Here is a 16,647-nt window from a genome sequence, read left to right on the forward strand (position 1 = left end):
ATAAATAATCCTGTAAATTCTTGATATCAAATATGGAAAAAGATGTGATTATCATTGGTGCGGGGTTAGCTGGTCTAGCTGCTGCTAAAGTTTTAAAGGAAGCGGGTAAATCAGTGCTCGTTATTGAATCTTCTGACGCTGTAGGTGGCAGAATACAGACTGACGAAGTAAATGGTTTTCTTCTTGATCGTGGCTTTCAGGTGTTATTGACTGCCTATCCAGAAGCAAAACGCTTTTTAAATTATGAAGCGTTAGCGCTTTGCAGGTTTGACCCGGGTGCTTTGATTTTAAATAAAAAAGGAATCTCCAGGATTGGAGATCCGCTGCGCCAACCGGGCGCATTGATGAGCACTCTTTTTTCTTCTGCAGGTACATTAGCTGATAAATTTAAGATGCTGAGGCTAAAACTTAAACTTAGCCGCAAGACCATGGAACATATATTTTCTGAGAAGGAGATCAGCACTATTGACTATTTGAAAAAAGAGGGCTTTAGCGAAACGATGATCAGCCAGTTCTTTCAGCCTTTTTTGACGGGTATTTTTCTTGAAGACCAGTTGAGCACTTCAAGCCGCATGTTTGAATTTGTTTTTAAAATGTTCAGCGAAGGAGATGCTGCTATTCCAGCTAAAGGAATGGGAATGATTCCTTTGCAACTGGCGCAAAGTCTTTCTGTTGATGAATTGGTTTTTAATGAAAAAGTAGAAACTATTGATGGCGGCAGTGTAATCACGTCTTCAAAATCAGTTTACAAGGCTAAAAATATCCTTATTGCCACAAATCCTATTCAAATGCCAGCTCCATTTCAGCTGCACGTGGTAAAATCATACCACTCAGTTACTAATATGTATTTTACAGCTGATAAAAAGCCATTTAACGTGCCGCTGATTGCTTTGAATACTTTATTCGGAAAATTGGTTAATAATATTGCTGTGATGGATCAGATATCCCCAGCGTATTCCAGTAATGGCAAGGCTTTAATATCAGTATCTCTTATGGGTAATCATTTACAGGCGAATCAAACCCAACTTCAGGACAGAGTAAGATCGGAAATGAAATTTTGGTATCCTGATGCGCTCAACTGGACGCATCTTAAAACCTACCATATCAATTATGCGCTGCCTAGTGATGATCAGGTGACTAATCATCTGGGATTTAGTCTTCTGAGATTAAATGATCAGTGCTTTGTTTGCGGAGATTATTTAATGAATGGCTCAATCAACGCAGCTCTGAAAAGTGGCAGACTCGCGGCCGAAGCTATAATTAAAGCGGCAGAGCCCGGTTAATTGAACTGCAAATATTTAATAAAGTCTAATTTTTATAATATATAGTACCAACTTATTTAGCTTTTTTATGAGGAATACTTTAATATTTGATTTGGCAGCTAAGGATCGAATTATAGAAATGGCCTGGGAAGATCGAACTCCATTTGATGCCATTACTTTCCAATTTGGAATTAGAGAACAGCAGGTGATCGCCTTAATGCGCAGAGAAATAAAGGCTTCAAGCTTCAAATTATGGCGCAAAAGGGTGCAGGGGAGAGCCACAAAACATAGCAAAATGCAGGAGGATTCAGTTTGCAGATTCAAATGTAGCAGACAAAAAGCCATCAGCTCTAATAAAATTTCTAAAAGAAATTAATGCACCGATGAGGCCTGAAAAAAAATAGCTTTAGTTTGGTTTAAAACTAACTTGCGTTTAAGTGACAATGAATGTTTGTGTAATGCGGTAGCAGAAAATGATATAGTCGTCCCATTTTATTGTTTGGACGATCATCTTTTTCAAATAACAGCATTCAAGTTTAAAAAGGCTGGTGATTTCCGGTTGAAGTTTTTAAAGGAAAGTTTGCAGCAACTCGAGCAAGATTTAAGAAAGGTCGGCTCGGGCTTGGTATTACTAAAGGGAACTCCTGAAAAAGAGATCTTCAAACTCGTAAAAGAATATGGCGCTCAAAGAATCTATGCAGAGAAAGAAGTTGCACCTGAAGAGTTAGCTACGCAAAAAAAAGTAACAGATAAACTGCTTGGCTTCAATTGTTCTTTTTCGACCTTTGATTGCCGTAACCTTTTTCATGCTGAGGATCTGCCTTTTTCATTTGAACTGCTGCCAGATGTATTTACAGCGTTTAGAAAAAGTACAGAAAATACAGTTTCGATTAGACCAGTATTGCCTAAACCATTAGCGATTCGATCGCCACCAATTGCCGCCTTGAATTTGGCAGTTTTAAATGAGTTAAACTCGACCGATATTATTGCTGATCCACGGGCGGCAATACAGTTTAAAGGTGGGACTGAGCAGGCTCAACAACGATTACACTATTATCTTTATGAAACCATGGCCTTATCAACTTATAAACAGACACGAAATGGTATGGTTGGGGAAAGGTATTCTTCTAAGTTTTCAGCCTGGCTGGCTTTAGGTTGTATTTCTGCAAGAGAGCTTTATGAAGCTATAAAAAAATATGAAGTAGCATACCGAGCAAACGAATCCACTTACTGGTTGGTGTTTGAGTTGTTATGGCGGGACTATTTTGGCTTTTGTATGCAGAAAAACGCGAAGCGCTATTTTCAAAGGTCAGCTAATCTGCAATCAATGTCAGCAAATATTGATCAGTTTAATAGGAAGTTAAATCATTAGATCAATGGTACAACCGGAGTACCTTTTATAGATGCCAATATGATTGAACTAAAGCTAACAGGTTTTATGAGCAACAGAGGTAGGCAAAATGTAGCCAGCTATTTCTGTAACGATTTGTGTTTAGACTGGCGTTATGGTGCTGCTTATTTTGAACAGCAATTAATCGATTATGACGTTTGTAATAACTGGGGTAATTGGGCTTATCTTGCAGGGGTAGGAAACGACCCAAGAACAAATCGTTATTTCAATATAGATAAACAGTCAGCAACTTACGATCCGGATCTGGTTTTTCAGCAGCTTTGGCTTGAATCTTAACGCATCATGGTAAACTCAGTAACGCTAATTTTTCCCCACCAGTTATTCCAAAACCACCCGGCTTTACAAAAAGACCGTGCGGTTTATCTTGTGGAGGAATGGCTCTTTTTTAAGCAGTATAACTTTCACCGGAAAAAATTGGTCTTGCACCGGGCGAGTATGAAATTTTATCAAGACTGGCTTCAGAAGAATGAGTTTACGGTTAACTATATTGAGTCAGATACAAAGGAAAATGATTGCCGGGTGTTGGTGGACAGTCTTGCTCAGCAAAGTATTGAGCATATACACATTGCAGCAGTAGCCGACAATTGGTTGATTCAAAGAATGGAAAGTGCTTGTATAATGAATGAGGTGACCCTGCATGTTTATGATAGCCCGAATTTTTTAAACACGACACAAAGTACGGCCGATTATTTCAATAAACGGAAGACTTACTTTCAAACCGATTTTTATATCAGCCAACGAAAGAAAAGAAATATCCTGCTGGAAAGTGATGGGGAGCCAATCGGTGGGAAATGGTCATTTGATGAAGATAACCGGAAAAAATTCCCCAAAAAAGAGGGGGTACCTGGATTTGAACTACCCAAAGAAAACAAATACGTCGCCGAAGCAAAATTATATGTAAAAAAGCATTTTCCTAATAATTATGGTGAGCTAAATACGCGGTGTTTGTTTGTGGTTACCTTTGAGGATGCTTTAAAATGGCTGGATAATTTTTTGAAAAACCGCTTTGAGAAATTTGGTATTTATGAAGATGCTATTGTAGCTAATGAATCTATACTTCATCATTCGGTACTCACACCAATTTTGAATATTGGACTACTGCAGCCGGGTCAAATTATTGAAGAGGCATTAGCAGTGGCAAAAAATAAAAATATCCCATTAAACTCTTTAGAAGGATTTATACGGCAAATCATGGGTTGGCGGGAGTTTGTTCACCTGGTCTATGAGCGCGAAGGCGGTAAACAGCGTAGCACTAATTGCTGGAAATTTAAGAGAAAAATTCCGCAGAGCTTCTGGACCGGTGAAACTGGAATTGCTCCTATTGATATCACTATAAAAAAGATTTTGCAAACTGGGTATTCCCACCATATAGAAAGGTTGATGGTTTTGGGCAATTTTATGCAATTGTGTGAATTTGATCCTGATGAAGTCTACCGGTGGTTTATGGAAATGTTTATAGATGCTTACGACTGGGTAATGGTACCTAATGTTTATGGCATGACACAGTTTGCCGATGGCGGAATGATGGTAACAAAACCTTACATCAGCGGCAGTAATTACTTGATGAAAATGGGTGATTATGAAAAGGGGGAATGGCAGTCAGTATGGGATGGACTATTTTGGCGGTTTATGCACGTAAATCGTAGCTTCTTTTTAAAGAACCCGCGGTTAGGTATGCTGGTAAATATGTATGATAAGATGCCGATCGAAAAACAGGAACTTCATCTGATCCATGCTGAAAATTTTTTAGAACAATTGGATAGTAAAGCAACCTGATGAAGAATGTGAAAAAACAAAACCTACCAGCTAAGATTTGCAAGGTTTGCAATAGGTGTTTTACCTGGCGCAAAAAGTGGGAGAAGAATTGGGATGATGTTAAATACTGTAGTGATAAGTGTAGAAAAAACAATCATTAGAGCTAATTAAACCCGATAATTTATATATTTGATGACTGTTTTAGTAACCCTTTAAAATTTTGAAATTGACAATTAGATACTTCATAATTATAGCCGCTTTATTTACTTCTAATCCCGTGTTTTCCCAGCAAAGAGGATTGTTAACAGGAGTTGTACAAGATATGAACACTGGTAAATCCCTTTCCGGAGTTACACTTACGGTTGATGGTTTATCAATTTCAACACTGAGCGATACCTCAGGCCGTTTCCGTATGAGTGTTCCGGTAGGGACCTATAAAGTTTCTGCCAGTCTTGTCGGATATATAGCTCAGATGAAATATAATATAGTGGTGGGTAGTGGGAATCCGCAATTGGTCAATTTTGAGCTCCAGCCTCAGTTGAATAATTTAAAAGAGGTTAACATCAGTTTTAGTAGAGGAAAGTCGGCTGTTGCCACTGATATGGTTACCCCTCTATCTGTGCAGCAATTAACAGCAGAAGAAATAAAAAGCAGTCCGGGGGGTAATTTTGATGTGTCTAAAGTGGTTCAGACACTTCCGGGAGTGGGCATCAGTAATGGAGTTGGTGAACGGAACGATATCATCATAAGGGGTGGAGCTCCAAATGAAAATGTCTATTACCTGGATGGGATAGAGATTCCGGTATTGAATCATTTTCAAACCCAGGGCAGTTCGGGAGGTGCTCAGGGTATACTCAATGTTTCTTTTATTGAGAGTTTAAAACTGAGCTCTTCAGCTTTTGATTCCAGATACGACAACCCTTTGGCTTCTACTTTTGTGATCAGGCAAAGAGAAGGCAATTCGGAAAGATTGTCCGGTAATGCAAGGGTTAGTTTTACTGAAACTGCACTAACTTTAGAAGGACCGTTGTCTAGAAACACTACATTTCTAGCCTCGGCCCGCAAATCTTATCTCAGTTTTTTATTTAAATTGATTGATTTACCTATCAGACCTGATTTTGATGATTTTCAATATAAGGTTACGCATAGATTTAATGCTAAAACCAAGCTTACCGCTATAGGTCTGGGTGCCATCGATCGCTTTAGTTTTGCAGCAACTAAAAAGTCGACCTTGGAAAATACTTATGTGCTGCGTTCTACACCTTATATCAATCAGTGGAATTATACTGCTGGTTTTAATTTGAACCATCAGATTGAAAATGGCTATTTGAACTTTACACTCAGCCGAAATGTATTTGATAATAATCTGGATAAATTCGAGGATGAACTAAAGCAGGAAAGCAAAAGGAGTCTGAAAGTTCAATCTCGGGAAACTGAAAATAAGTTTAGATTCGACATCAATAAATTCCTAAATGGCTGGAAGCTGTCTGCCGGATTAATGGCTCAACTGGTTGGCTACAAAGCAGATTTGTTTAATAAAGTGTCCAATGAAATCACCAATTCCCAGGGGGAAGTGGTTGTGGCGCAAAAGGTAATCAGGTTCAATAATGACATGGAATTTTGGAAATATGGTGCATTTTTTCAGGCTTCAAAAAACATTTTTAATGAAAAATTATTGTTTTCTGCAGGTATTCGTACTGACCTGAATAGTTTTACCGATAGTGGGAATGATCCGTTAAAAACGCTTTCTCCCAGATTATCTTTGGCTTATCACCTCAGTTCAAAATGGGATGTAAGCGCTTCAGTGGGGACCTATTTCAAAATTCCCACTTATACTATGCTGGGTTATCTGGATAAAAATGGCGCAGCCCTGAATAAAAATATGGATTATATCCAATCGACACATTATGTGCTTGGCACCCAGTTTTTGCCTAGAAATGATTTGAGATTTACTTTGGAGACTTTTTACAAGCAGTACAGCAATTACCCGGTCTCTGTAGCCAATGGAACTTCTCTTGCCAATCAGGGCGCAGAATATGCTTCTGTTGGCAGTGAGCAGGTACTCAGTGTAGGAGAGGGGGAAACCTATGGTGTGGAACTATTTGTGCAGCAAAAACTGGTTCGTAATTTTTTTTATGTGGCAAGTTATTCCTATGTGGTCAGTAAATTTTCTGGATTGAATCAGCAACTGATCTCATCATCATGGGATAACAGGCATTTATTGTCACTTACATTGGGTTATAAATTAAAACGCAATTGGGATTTAGGATTGAAATACCGCTATGCGGGAGGATCGCCCTACACGCCATTTGATTTGCAGGCATCCCAGCAAAACTATTTAACACTGGGCACAGGAATTGCAGATTACAGTCAGTTAAATGCCGAAAGGTTATCATCATTCAGTCAACTGGATTTTCGTATTGATAAGCGCTTGAATTTTAGAAAGACGGCTTTGAATTTTTATATAGATATACAAAATATTCTTAAAAATGAAAATGACAATTTTCCAAAATATACCTTTAAAAGAACAGAAGATAATAGCGGTTTTTTAACAACTGATGGGCAGCCAATACAAAGCAATGGTTCAAACGGCATTCCATTTATCTTGAATACCAAATCAGGGAATCTGATACCTTCATTTGGCTGTATATTTGAGTTCTAGGATAGCTATTTAGCTCCTCGGTTTTCTAATTATTATTGAGTAGATGGGATAGACCGAGTTGAGGCAGATCAAAGATAAGAAGCTATGTAAAGAACGGATAACTGACTTTTTTGCCAATGAAAATTTTGAAAGATTTCACTTCATATAATGAATCCCTCGGCATTGCCGCACCTTTGGATAACGATATCGATGTAGGTGATTACGATCCCGAAAGTATCGATTTGAAATAGGCAGTTGAATTGGTTAGTGCTGGTATTAACACTTATCCTTCATGGATGAATGTAACTATTCCCGTCGCAATATCATGATTGCCTCCTACTATTTGGATCTGGCCACCTTCTACCATTTCTTTGAGAATGGGGCTACGCTCTATTATCGATTTAACTGAACGGCTAACATTTATGGCGGCTACCTTTTCAATAAATTCACTATTACTGGAATTACGGTTCTCTTTTATGGTTTGCTCATCATCAACAGCAGGCCTGATTTTGCTGAGTAAGGCAGTTAGGTTACCCATCTCAACATGATCGCATGCACCTTTTATCGCTCCGCATTTCGTGTGACCTAGTACAACAATAATTTTTGCACCTGCCACTTTGCAACCAAATTCCATGCTCCCTAAAACATCTTCATTGATAATATTACCAGCAATTCGGATACTGAAAATATCACCCAATCCTTGGTCAAAAATTAATTCTGCAGATGTACGACTGTCTATACAGCTTAAAACTACCGCAAAAGGATGTTGGCTATCAGAGGTTTCATTTGCTTGCTGTAAAAGGTTTCGGTTAATTTTTAGGTTATTAACAAAACGTTTATTTCCCTCTTCCAATAAATTTAGAGCCATTATCGGAGTTATAGCTTCCTGATCTTCTTTTGTTAACGTTTTCATTTCTACCAATTTTTTGTGCAATCTATAAAAAAGTTAAAAAAATTAAAAGTGCATCGCTTTGTTTTTTGATTTAGCATGTCCACTTTAGTCTTACCAGTGGGTGATCAAAATTTAAAGATGCTTTGAAACTAGGAGATAGCAAGGAAATTTTTCTTCCAAAACGTAGTTAAACCAGAAGTTAGCGTTTTTTCTGATGATGACAACTGATTCGAAATATTTCGGAATTTGATATAGATAATTAATTTGATTACAGTACGTTTACATTAGTTGTCAATATTACCGGGTAAATTACAACGGATGCTAAATTCAGTTCTTGGATTCTTGTTATTTCCATATAAAATTCTGTTTTTCGATAAGTTGTGTTTTGTGTGTCGATAAATCCAAAGAATGAGCTTAATTTCGTCTCAAACCCAATGTAGTCCCAGGGCGTTGTGCGCTACCATTAGGAAACCAAGAAGAGCCGACAGAATATGAAATTAATAACGGAATTAAGAAATAGATTTTGTGACATTTTCGCAAACGCTACTAATGCCAGTTCAAGTTGGGAGAACAGACCCTATGACTTCTATCTGATTTTCGGACAGAGTGATGAGAATGAATCGCCTTGGATTACAGCCAATTGGAAATCTGACTTTCAACCCTATTTTGACTTACTAATAAAACAAACTGAAAGTGTCAGAGAAACAGGAATTAGGGTCGTCAAATACAAATCTGAAAACCGAATTTCTAAAAAGGATAACCAAGAATTTATATATCATTCAGACATAAAACTTGGACGACTGAAATGGGATGAAAAATCACACGGAAAATGGACGATACCTGATAACATGGAAAGCCACTTTCTCAATTTTGAACTTTGGAATCCCATTTGGACAATTTGCGACAAAAGACAATTACCACCAGATATTTATATTACAATATCTAATGAAAGAGATTTTGAAAAAGAGCTCGACATTAAATTTGGATATTTTATAGTAATTGCAATTGGAAAGAATTTAAAGATCGATTCCAAACCTATATTAAAAGCGTTATCTGAAAGAATAAACGCAAAGGCAACAGTATTGAAGACAAGAAAATGGGGCAAACCTGAGAAAGCTGGAAGGTGGACTTTTGATAATTCGATTCAAGACACTTTTAGTAGTGGCAGTTATGAGGGAAAAAATATGCACGAATTTGACTTTGATAAATTAGAATTTGAGCCAGTATGGGAAGTCATATTTCGACAGAGATAGAGAGCGGAATACCTACGTGTCTTTGGCAAAAAGGCAGGTTTGGTGATTAAATAAGCTTTTATGTTAAATGCAGTGCTGGCAGGTATCCCTATTCCGACCGCGGGTTTGGCAGCAGGGATTGTAAGCAAGGCAATCCAGCTGGGAAGTGCCCTTGGTGTTGCAGTGATCGGAACCTTATTCTTTAGTATTCTGCCCTGCCGCTAATTATACTGAAGCCTTTATGATTGCGCTTCTGGTACTGGGATTGCTGGAATTAGTGGCTTTATAGTATGGGATAAAATTGAAGAAAAATAAATATTAACAAATTTGAATTTAAACGAATTGGCCAGGCATGAAATTGTTCATTTCCATGAACGGATTGGAAAATGGTTTAGGGCTGAGATGGTCCCAGACGAAATAGAAGAAATGTTGACCGTGAAGGAGTTTCATGTAAATTTCAGAATGACTCTTCCGACAGGAGTATGTAATCGGCACGCTGATCTGGCCGGTTGGTTGCCCTCTGTATATGCTGCGAAACCGGGAATTGTTTTGGAATTCAAGGATATCCACCTGCGTTTTGAGACGGAAGGAGTAATATTGATGGAGTATGTTGAAACCCAAATTGGGGGAGGGGCTGATAATAAGCGGATTTCTACTGCTTTTTTTCCATAATAACTAATTGCTATTTATCGCTATTGCATTTTATGTACTAATTATATCCTGGCCATCAGCGCAGGAAGTCTGGTGGAAAACCGATGCATCGATGATGCTTAAAGGGCTTCCGGTATTTATTTTCTTACATCTTAAGTTACTGCATGTTTTTTTGCCTGGGCTATGGCTATATCCTCAGGGCTGGCTTTGATGCTTTGCTGCTGCAGTTCTGCTGAGGGTTCATTTTGTAATTCAATGTAAATTGGAAAATGGTCGGAGTTAAAATTCGGTAGCCTTTTTATGTTGTGAAGTTTGAAATCTGTAGAAATAAAAGCATGATCTAATGGAAAGCGCATGAAAGGATAATGGGCATGAAAAGAATTATAAAATCCACGTCCGCGTCTGGGATCAAGTAAGCCGCTCATTTTAAGAAATAATTCTGTAGTATAGCTCCAGGCTACATCATTCATATCTCCAATCACAATGACAGGATCAGAACAGGCTTTAGCCATATCTGCAATAAGTAATAGCTCTTTATCGCGCTCCGTTGATCTTGGATTTTCATTGGGTACTGGTGGAGTTGGATGTAAAGCATAAAGTTGTATGATTTGGCCACAGGGTAGTCTAATTTTTGTATGTATAGAAGGGATGTCGTCTTCCACAAGAAATTTCAGCTCCGGGCCAATAAGTTCATACTTTGAGTAAAGTATCATTCCATAGGTGTTTTCCTGAGGTATGCGGTAGTGGAACGGATGTGTTTTTTGAAGGCTGATTGTCTGCTGCTCCCAGATTTTATTAGTTTCCAGTAATAAGATCAGGTCCGCTTCATTTTTGCTTAAAACATCAAGACAGCCTTGGAAGTTGGTGTTATCCTGAAATACATTTGAGATGATAATGCTGATACTCTGACCAGAAATATAGTTCTTACTCCATAAAATGTGTTTTTTACCAAATGGAGTAAAAGGGATAATTTGATAGCCTAGAAAAGCCAGATTCAGCGATAGTAAGCCTATTAGCATCCATTGCGGTAGAAGGTATTCAGTATAAAAAAAAATAACGAGAATTAAGGTAGCTGCTGTCGTAACAAATTTTTGTAATCTAGGGTAGTCGAATACTCTGAATATCCAGTAATCATTTCTGATTAAAGAAAGCAGGGAAAATGACAAAAGAATGCAACTGAGAAAAAGTAAAAAAATATTCATGCGTGTTTTTTAACCAAAAATACTGGTGTGCTGACAATTATTATGCCTACTTACTTTTCAGTAAAACATAAGATAGGCTTTTATAAAGCCTACCTGAGTCGTATTTATAGGAGTTTTTGGATTTTCTCGATCAGTACATTAATATCAAAAGGTTTGGGCAGATAGTCATCTGCCCCTGTTTTTTTTGCAATTGCCGCTCCATCATTGCTGGCAGAGTACATAATTACCGGCAGCTTTTGGAATTTTGGATCTGCTCGGAGGTTTTTTAAGACTTGATCACCCGAAAGTAAGGGCATCCAAATGTCCAGTAATAGAATGTCAGGTTTTTCCCTTTCCATGGCTTTAATCAATTTCATGCTGTTTGCTTCTGTGCAAACTCGATAACCAAAATCTTCTACAATTAGTTCCATCATTTCAAGAATGCCTTTATCGTCATCACAAATCATTACTTTCTTATCCATTTGTTTAAGATTTTGTAGGGTTTAACGGTAGGGTGAAGCTAAATAGGGCGCCTGTTCCAGGTTTACTCTCTGCCCATAAGGTACCTTGATGGTTTTTGATAATCTGCTCGCAGATATACAAACCTATGCCCATTCCGGGATAGTTTTTTTGAATTTCACCTACTCGGTAAAATCGCTGGAAGATTTTCTTCAATTCTTCTTCCTTAATGCCCATTCCATGGTCTTTTACGGAAACTTTAATAAAATTACTGACTCTGGAGATATGGACTTCAACGATATTAGATTCTGGTGAATATTTAATTGCGTTACTGATCAGATTGGTTAGCACTTGAATGAGATGGGATTCATCGCCATAATAACAAATGCCTGTTTTACCTTTAATAGTAATTTGATGGCATGGACTGGCTGATTGTATACCCTCTATGGTATCCAGGATCATTTTGTCAAAATCAAATGGTTCCTTATGCAATTCGATATTACCGCTTTGTATTCTGGAAACATCCAACAGCTCAGACAGGAGTTGGTTCAGGCGACCTACATAGCTGCCTGTCTTGTTGACTACTGTTCTGAATTTATCTGAAGCATTTTCAGGCATAAGCCTCTGGATCATCTGCATGTAACCAACAACGGTGGTTAAAGGTGTTTTAAGTTCATGACTTGCAATGGACAGAAAATCATCTTTTCGCTGCTCAATAGCTTTTCGCTCAGTAATGTCCTCGATAGCCAGTAAAATCCGGTCTTTAAATTGTCCTTCCAGCTCTACGCGGTGGGCATTAAGCAGCATCAATTTGCTACCTATGTGTGGAAATTCATATTCTACTTCATAATCTAATACCGGATTGTTGTTGGGAAGGATTTCTTCCATCATGGTTTTAAGTTCTGGGATGTTCCATTGACCATTACCAAGTTCGTATAATTGTTTTCCTTTTGTGTCATTTAGGGAAACTTTAAAGGTATTTAGAAAGTGCTGGTTGGCGCTCAATACATAGTAGTTTTTATCCATGACGATCAGGCTTTCGCGAATGGTTTCAACTATGCTGGATAAATATTCTTCACTTTGCTGTAGCATCTGGGTTCGTTCGGCTACTTTTTGCTCAATTTCTTTAAAATTCATTTCCAGCGCATGTTCAGCCTTTTTCCTTTTGCTGATGTCGTTTTGAATTCCTATGAAATGGGTGATTTGACCCGAGGCATCTTTTACTGCTGAAATATGCAGCTCATTGTAGAAGAGCTTTCCTTGTTTATTATAGTTTCGAATTTCTACTACACAGTTTTTTCCTGCAGCTAAAGCCTGTTTTATCGTAAAACGTGCCTGTTGATCTCTGTCCTGATCTTGGAGGAATCGACAATTATGTCCTATGATTTCTGCGCGGCTGTAACCTGAAATTTCTTCAAAAGCAGGGTTACAGAAAATGATCGGGTTATCGGGCAACAGGTTATCAGTAATTACAATTCCTGTATTGGCCGCCTCTAGTACCTTGACCAGAATAAGCGACTCGGGTATAATATGATCTAAATTCAAATGGCTTAAAATTTTACAACTAATAACTCCTTCAAGGCTGGTTTTGTTTAGCCTGGCTAAAAATTAGGGTCATTTTTTGACTATTTTAATTAAGCTAAATTTTGAATTTATCCCCTTAAGCTTGCATTTCTAAGTTCCAGAGCTGCTGTATTTGGATGATTTTTTGCTGAAACCATTTTCTGTTGAGCAGCTGAAAGAAAAGCTAGATCAAATTGTCAGAATGGGACATAGCAATTACCAGGCTTAATAGTAAATATATTTAAATCACATCTAGGTCAAAATAGAATATGGAGCCGTTTTCTCCATCACTGATAATGCTTATTTGACTCTGATGTGCTTTAATGATCTCCTGAGAGAGATACAAGCCCATACCAAAACCGTCTATATTTCTCGCTTTTGTATGATTTGATCTTGAAAAACGTTTGAACAGGTCTTGTTGGTTGTGGAGAGAGATGCCTATGCCATAATCCTGAACCGATAGCCTTACGCTTTTTTTGCCTTCATCTACCTGTAGATTAAGGTGTATGGTATCCGCATCAGGTGAGTATTTTATGGCATTAGTTATCAAGTTGGTGATCGCCTGTGCGATGCGTGCGCGATCTGCCATTACCCTGACGTCGCTGATTTCCTGCAGTATGATTTGATGGTTGGCAGTTTCAGCTATTTCAGCAGCTATTTCCAGGACCAATTCTAACAATACAAAAGGTTCTTTGTTGAGGTTAATATTTCCGGCATTAAAGGCTGAAACATCCAACAGCAGCGAGGTGAGCTTATTGAGCTGGTCAGACTGATGGAGAATTCGTTTGAGAATTTTGTTGACCCGATCATTGCTTTTGCCTTTCAGTTCCAGACCTAGTAATTGTGTATAGGAGCGGATCACTGAAATGGGGGTTTTGAGTTCATGGCTGGCGATGTTCATGAAATCTTCTTTGGCCTGCTCGAGTTTGCGTCCAAAGGTGACGTCCTCAAATGTGAGTAGAAATTGGCCAATTGATTTGAATGTTTGAAAAACCTTGCGGCTGGAAACCAGTAATATATGTTCTTCATCCGTTTCTTTTTGAGGATGAATTAGTTCGAGGTTTTCGAAGCTGTCATAACTTTGCATTTGCTCTTTTAGCGCCTGGGGGTCGAGAGATCTGGACAGCACCTCGAACAGGTTTAGGTTTTCGACTTCATGCTTGTCTAAATTGAATAACTTAAAAAAGGATTTACTAGCAGAATTAATACTCAAATCAGCATTTAAAATAAGAATGGGTTCTTTAGAGGTCTCGACAATACTTTGAGCATATTTTCTGGCTTCTAATACTTCTTCTTCTGCCTGCTTGCGATTACTTAGGTTTCTAAGGATTTTGGTAAAACCAATATGCTTTTGGTCATTGTCATATAAAGGAAAAACTAGACCGCTGGCCCAAAACAAACTTCCATCTTTTCTTTGATGATATCGCTCGTCCTGACCTCTTCCTTTTTCCATTGCCTCTGTGAATTCATGTTCTGGAATTTCATTCTTGCGATCCTCATCTGTGAAGATGATCTTGGCAGACTGGCCGCATATTTCTTGCTCAACATAGCCGAGCACATTTTCGGCTCCTTTATTCCAACTAGTCACAATTCCTTGTTTGTCAGTAGTAAATACACCATAATCTTCTAGGCTTTCTAAAATGTTTTTATGAAAATCTAGACTGAAATGCGGATAGTTTATTGTGCTCATAGTTGTTTTTATAAAGGAAGGTAGGAAAGGGCGAAACGATGCCCACTATTGGCAAAATTACGTTTTAATTTGATTCTATTGATTCTTTCGCAGTAGCGGATTTTAATTCTTTGAGGATTTGGAATACTAAAATTTCTTTGGGTGTTATGGATAGGTTAAAATGCTTCTTCAAGGTGGATTAGATACTCTATTGAACTTCAGGTGGATTCCGTTCATGATACAAATCTAAGTGTCTCAGGAATGATTAAACAAAAAAAACACCCACCTGCAAAGGTGGGTGTTCTACTTATCTGTGAAGAAAAGCTAATTAGCTAATTTTAACATTAATAGCATTTAAGCCTTTTCTACCTTGCTCGATGTCATAGCTTACTGAATCGTTCTCACGAATTTCTTCCATTAAGCCTGAAGAATGAACAAAGATTTCGCCATCACCATTTGCTGGTACGATAAATCCAAAACCTTTTGTCTCATTGAAAAATTTTACTGTTCCTTGTTGCATTATATTGTATTTAAATTATATGTAAATATAATAAAATTTATTGGAATGTCAAATAAAATTTTTTAACGCTAGTTGTTTTTAAAATAAAATTTGTCATAATTTTAAAATATAAAATTATTTTTTGCGCAGGTGCTTTTTGGTTTGACATTATCAACTGCGGGCAAGCGAATGGGTGCGGTGAGGGGGCTATTTTATAACAAATCCTTGAAGACTGGTTTTGGCCGGATAAAGTCTTTGATTGGTAAAAGGGATAAAATCCATTTAAAGTTTTTCTATAAGTAAAACTGAATGATCTTGGCGCTTAATAAAGGCTCCTATTGTTCTAAAAGTTTGATGATTCTTTCCCATGTCTGTAGTCGTTCAAAAGGAGGTGTAAATAAACTGTGTCCGCTAGTTACTGATTAACTTAGAGACACAGTTTATTCCATTAGAAAAGCTAAAGCAGCAACCATCTGTAGGCAGATTTATACCATAGATTGCAACCGTTTATTTCCCGCCTTCGTACCGTTCTTAATTACCTGCCTTTAATGTTTCAAGCAGCAGTTTAGCCGTTGCCTCAGATGAGCCTGGATTTTGTCCGGTAATCAGTAAGCCGTCTTTCTTTACATAAGCACTCCAATCAGCGCCTTTACTATAAATTGCGCCTAAGTTTTTCAGTTCATCTTCTAAAAGGAAAGGAACAACTTTAGTCAGTTGTACAGCTTCTTCTTCTGTATTTGAGAAACCCGTCACTTGTTTTCCTTTAACTAATGGCTCGCCATTCGATGTTTTTACCTGTACTAGTGCCGCAGGGGCATGACATACAAAAGCAATAGGTTTGTTGTGTTGGTAAAAGCGCTCAATTAAAGAAATGGAACCTTTATCATTGGCCAAATCCCAGAGTGGACCATGACCACCCGGATAGAAAACAGCATCATAATCACCTTCATTTACTTCACTTAACTTTAAAGACTTAGCTAGCGCTGCTTTCAGTGCCTCATCTGCATGGAAGCGTTTGGTGGCAGGAGTCTGATTTTCCGGACTGTCACTTTTAGGGTCTATTGGGGGCTGACCACCTTTAGGTGAGGCGATACTGAGCTCTACTCCGGCATCAGCCATCACATAGTAAGGTGCCGCAAATTCTTCTATCCAGAAACCAGTTTTTTGTCCAGTGTCACCTAAATCACTGTGGGATGTCAATACGATTAATACTTTCATAACTTTTTTTTAAAATTAATAACTCATTTTTACTATTTTCACTGCGTCTGCCGGTGCAAGTGTTTTATGTTCACCTAAGCCCCGCCAGCCTCTCCTGGTAAAGCGCTGAGCTACTTTTTCTGCAGTACCTTCGTAGGCAGGAGTGTAATCAGATAATTCGGTGTCTATCTCCAGGGAATGAAAAAATCCGACAGTTTTTTCAATTGCAACCTTT

Annotated in this window: 17 protein-coding genes; 10 read left to right on the plus strand and 7 right to left on the minus strand. The window is 38.1% G+C overall.

Features of this window, described 5'->3' with window-relative positions; translation table 11 throughout:
* Positions 1-32: 32 nt before the first annotated feature.
* The 7 genes from H9X96_RS19915 (at position 33) to H9X96_RS19940 (ending at position 7,090) form a co-directional block, all read left to right on the plus strand.
* The gene (locus tag H9X96_RS19915; RefSeq protein WP_187667962.1) at positions 33-1,283 is read left to right on the plus strand and encodes an FAD-dependent oxidoreductase; all 1,251 of its coding nucleotides are present in this window, start codon (positions 33-35) and stop codon (positions 1,281-1,283) included.
* A gap of 67 nt (positions 1,284-1,350) precedes the next feature.
* Complete coding sequence (locus tag H9X96_RS19920) at positions 1,351-1,638, plus strand: TIGR03643 family protein (RefSeq protein ID WP_187667963.1); 288 nt, start codon at positions 1,351-1,353, stop codon at positions 1,636-1,638.
* Positions 1,639-1,662: 24 nt separating this feature from the next.
* On the plus strand, positions 1,663-2,634 hold the full coding sequence (locus H9X96_RS19925) for a deoxyribodipyrimidine photo-lyase (protein WP_370576762.1): 972 nt from the start codon (positions 1,663-1,665) through the stop codon (positions 2,632-2,634).
* Positions 2,635-2,949, plus strand: a complete 315-nt coding sequence (locus H9X96_RS22715; protein ID WP_370576763.1) for an FAD-binding domain-containing protein — start codon at positions 2,635-2,637, stop codon at positions 2,947-2,949.
* Between the two features lie 6 nt (positions 2,950-2,955).
* On the plus strand, positions 2,956-4,449 hold the full coding sequence (locus H9X96_RS19930) for a cryptochrome/photolyase family protein (protein WP_187667964.1): 1,494 nt from the start codon (positions 2,956-2,958) through the stop codon (positions 4,447-4,449).
* Entirely contained in the window at positions 4,449-4,589 is a 141-nt protein-coding gene (locus tag H9X96_RS19935; RefSeq protein ID WP_187667965.1) for a DUF2256 domain-containing protein, read from the plus strand. The genes H9X96_RS19930 and H9X96_RS19935 overlap by 1 nt, the downstream gene beginning before the upstream one ends.
* 116 nt (positions 4,590-4,705) lie before the next feature.
* Entirely contained in the window at positions 4,706-7,090 is a 2,385-nt protein-coding gene (locus H9X96_RS19940) for a TonB-dependent receptor domain-containing protein (RefSeq protein WP_370576764.1), read from the plus strand.
* Positions 7,091-7,352: 262 nt separating this feature from the next.
* Here H9X96_RS19940 and H9X96_RS19945 read toward each other — a convergent pair whose 3' ends face one another.
* On the minus strand, positions 7,353-7,982 hold the full coding sequence (locus H9X96_RS19945; protein ID WP_187667967.1) for a carbonic anhydrase family protein: 630 nt from the start codon (positions 7,980-7,982) through the stop codon (positions 7,353-7,355).
* 470 nt (positions 7,983-8,452) lie between these two features.
* Between H9X96_RS19945 and H9X96_RS19950 the strand changes: the two genes are divergently transcribed.
* From H9X96_RS19950 to H9X96_RS19960, 3 genes are all read left to right on the plus strand, one after another.
* On the plus strand, positions 8,453-9,214 hold the full coding sequence (locus H9X96_RS19950; protein WP_187667968.1) for a hypothetical protein: 762 nt from the start codon (positions 8,453-8,455) through the stop codon (positions 9,212-9,214).
* A 60-nt stretch (positions 9,215-9,274) separates the two neighbouring features.
* Entirely contained in the window at positions 9,275-9,418 is a 144-nt protein-coding gene (locus tag H9X96_RS19955; protein ID WP_187667969.1) for a hypothetical protein, read from the plus strand.
* Between the two features lie 102 nt (positions 9,419-9,520).
* A complete protein-coding gene (locus tag H9X96_RS19960; RefSeq protein WP_187667970.1) occupies positions 9,521-9,865 on the plus strand; it encodes a hypothetical protein in 345 nt (114 codons plus the stop codon).
* 131 nt (positions 9,866-9,996) lie between these two features.
* On the opposite strand, the gene H9X96_RS19965 is transcribed toward H9X96_RS19960, so the two are convergent.
* From H9X96_RS19965 to H9X96_RS19990, 6 genes are all read right to left on the minus strand, one after another.
* A complete protein-coding gene (locus H9X96_RS19965; protein WP_255431179.1) occupies positions 9,997-10,863 on the minus strand; it encodes an endonuclease/exonuclease/phosphatase family protein in 867 nt (288 codons plus the stop codon).
* A gap of 287 nt (positions 10,864-11,150) precedes the next feature.
* A complete protein-coding gene (locus tag H9X96_RS19970; protein WP_187667972.1) occupies positions 11,151-11,507 on the minus strand; it encodes a PleD family two-component system response regulator in 357 nt (118 codons plus the stop codon).
* 4 nt (positions 11,508-11,511) lie between these two features.
* Complete coding sequence (locus tag H9X96_RS19975; RefSeq protein ID WP_187667973.1) at positions 11,512-13,029, minus strand: PAS domain-containing sensor histidine kinase; 1,518 nt, start codon at positions 13,027-13,029, stop codon at positions 11,512-11,514.
* Positions 13,030-13,288: 259 nt separating this feature from the next.
* The gene (locus H9X96_RS19980) at positions 13,289-14,737 is read right to left on the minus strand and encodes a PAS domain S-box protein (protein ID WP_187667974.1); all 1,449 of its coding nucleotides are present in this window, start codon (positions 14,735-14,737) and stop codon (positions 13,289-13,291) included.
* Between the two features lie 307 nt (positions 14,738-15,044).
* Entirely contained in the window at positions 15,045-15,236 is a 192-nt protein-coding gene (locus H9X96_RS19985) for a cold-shock protein (RefSeq protein WP_187667975.1), read from the minus strand.
* A gap of 510 nt (positions 15,237-15,746) precedes the next feature.
* Entirely contained in the window at positions 15,747-16,433 is a 687-nt protein-coding gene (locus H9X96_RS19990) for a type 1 glutamine amidotransferase domain-containing protein (protein WP_187667976.1), read from the minus strand.
* Positions 16,434-16,647: the final 214 nt, after the last annotated feature.

It is taken from the genome of Pedobacter sp. N36a (assembly GCF_014472395.1).
In the GTDB taxonomy this organism is placed as follows: domain Bacteria; phylum Bacteroidota; class Bacteroidia; order Sphingobacteriales; family Sphingobacteriaceae; genus Pedobacter.